Raw genomic sequence first — 1,927 nt, forward strand, 5'->3', positions numbered from 1 at the left:
GCGGGAAGGGGCGGGGAGGGGAAAGCATCGCTATGCGGCTCCGCCGCGTGGCCCGCCGACCAGCCGCGCCCGGCAGGGGCCTCCCGGGGAGCTGACAGACTGGTACGCATGACGGAGACGACAGTCGGCATCGGCGGCGGCGCCGAGAGCACGGACATGGTGCTCAACATCGGCCCACAGCACCCCTCCACCCATGGAGTGCTACGGCTGCGGCTGGTCCTCGACGGGGAGCGGATCCAGAGCGCCGAGCCGGTGATCGGCTATATGCACCGGGGCGCGGAGAAGCTCTTCGAGGCGCGCGACTACCGCCAGATCATCATGCTCGCCAACCGTCACGACTGGCTCTCCGCCTTCTCCAACGAACTCGGCGTCGTGCTCGCCGTCGAGCGGATGCTGGGCATGGAGGTCCCCGAACGCGCGGTGTGGACCCGTACGCTCCTCGCCGAGCTCAACCGGGTCCTGAACCACCTGATGTTCCTCGGCTCGTACCCGCTGGAGCTGGGCGGCATCACGCCGATCTTCCACGCGTTCCGGGAGCGCGAGGACCTCCAGCACGTCATGGAGGAGATCTCCGGCGGCCGGATGCACTACATGTTCAACCGGGTCGGCGGCCTCAAGGACGACCTCCCGGCGGGCTGGCTGGGCCGGGCCCGGCAGGCCGTGGCCGAGGTGCGCTCGCGGATGGGCGTGTACGACGACCTGGTGCTCGGCAACGAGATCTTCCGGGGCCGCACCCGCGGTGTCGGCGTCCTGGCCCGCGAGACGGTGCACGCGTACGGGGTCAGCGGCCCCATCGCCCGGGCCTCGGGCGTCGACTTCGACCTGCGGCGCGACGAGCCGTATCTGGCGTACGCCGAGCTCCAGGACGTCCTCAAGGTCGCCATCCGCGAGGAGGGCGACTGCCTCGCCCGGTTCGAATGCCTGCTGGAGCAGACACACGCCTCGCTGGCGCTGGCCGAGGCCTGTCTGGACCGGCTGGACGAGCTTCCGCCGGGGCCGATCAACCAGCGGCTGCCGAAGGTGCTCAAGGCGCCCGAGGGCCACACCTACGCCTGGACCGAGAACCCGCTCGGCCTCAACGGCTACTACCTCGTCTCCAAGGGCGAGAAGACGCCGTACCGGCTGAAGCTCCGCTCGGCGTCGTACAACAACATCCAGGCGCTCACCGAGTTGCTGCCGGGCACTCTCGTCGCCGACATGGTGGCGATCCTGGGGTCGCTCTTCTTCGTCGTCGGCGACATCGACAAGTAACCGACAAGGCGACATCGACAAGTAGCCGATCAACACGCGGGCGAGCCGCGCGGGCGATCCCTCACGAGATCGCGCTGCGCAGCTCCCCGAGGTCGATCTGCTCCGTCTCGTCGTGCTCGGTCAGGTCGATGACCTCGCCCACCGCGCCCTTCTTGGTCTCCGCCAGGGTCTCGTCGCCGATCACATCCGCGAGGTCCTCCTCGGCGGCCGGTTCGGGCTCCCGCTTCTGCTTCTTCGATTGCTTCTTCTGGGTGCCGAAGTAGTCGAAGCCGCTCTCCGAACGGGAGGCGGCCCGGCGCGCCGCGGCATACGGCACCACCGCCGAGGCGGCCGTACGGGCGTGGGTGCGCGGCTCCTGCGGGCCGTCGCCGTCCTGCCCGCCGGCCGCCGGGGGCTTCCCCAGCGTGGCGGCACCTTCCTTGCCCCGGCTCTCGCGCGGGCCCTTACGGTCGTCGCGCTCCGCGTCCTGCTCCGCGTTCTGCTCCGGGGCCTGGTCCGGAGCCTCGGCCCGGACGGCCGCGGCTTCGGCCTGCTCCCGCCGCTCCTTCTGCCGTCGGGCGCTCTCCCTGAGCCGGCTCAGGGCCTCGTCGGCCGGGGCGGAAACGGCCGCCGCCCGCGGCCCGCCCGTGCCCAGGGCCCCCCGCGAGCGGCCGGGGCAAATCGGCGCCGTAGCGCC

1 protein-coding gene and 1 pseudogene are annotated in these 1,927 nt (G+C 71.5%); one reads left to right on the plus strand and one right to left on the minus strand.

What is annotated here, in order from left to right; genetic code table 11:
• The first annotated feature begins 108 nt into the window (after positions 1 to 108).
• On the plus strand, positions 109 to 1,251 hold the full coding sequence (locus tag ACFXB5_RS42270; protein ID WP_385218850.1) for an NADH-quinone oxidoreductase subunit D: 1,143 nt from the start codon (positions 109 to 111) through the stop codon (positions 1,249 to 1,251).
• 61 nt (positions 1,252 to 1,312) lie between these two features.
• On the opposite strand, the pseudogene ACFXB5_RS42275 reads toward ACFXB5_RS42270, so the two are convergent.
• A pseudogene (locus ACFXB5_RS42275) lies at positions 1,313 to 1,927 on the minus strand (hypothetical protein); the annotation flags it as partial.

It is taken from the genome of Streptomyces sp. NPDC059455, from assembly GCF_042750115.1.
GTDB lineage: Bacteria > Actinomycetota > Actinomycetes > Streptomycetales > Streptomycetaceae > Streptomyces > Streptomyces endocoffeicus.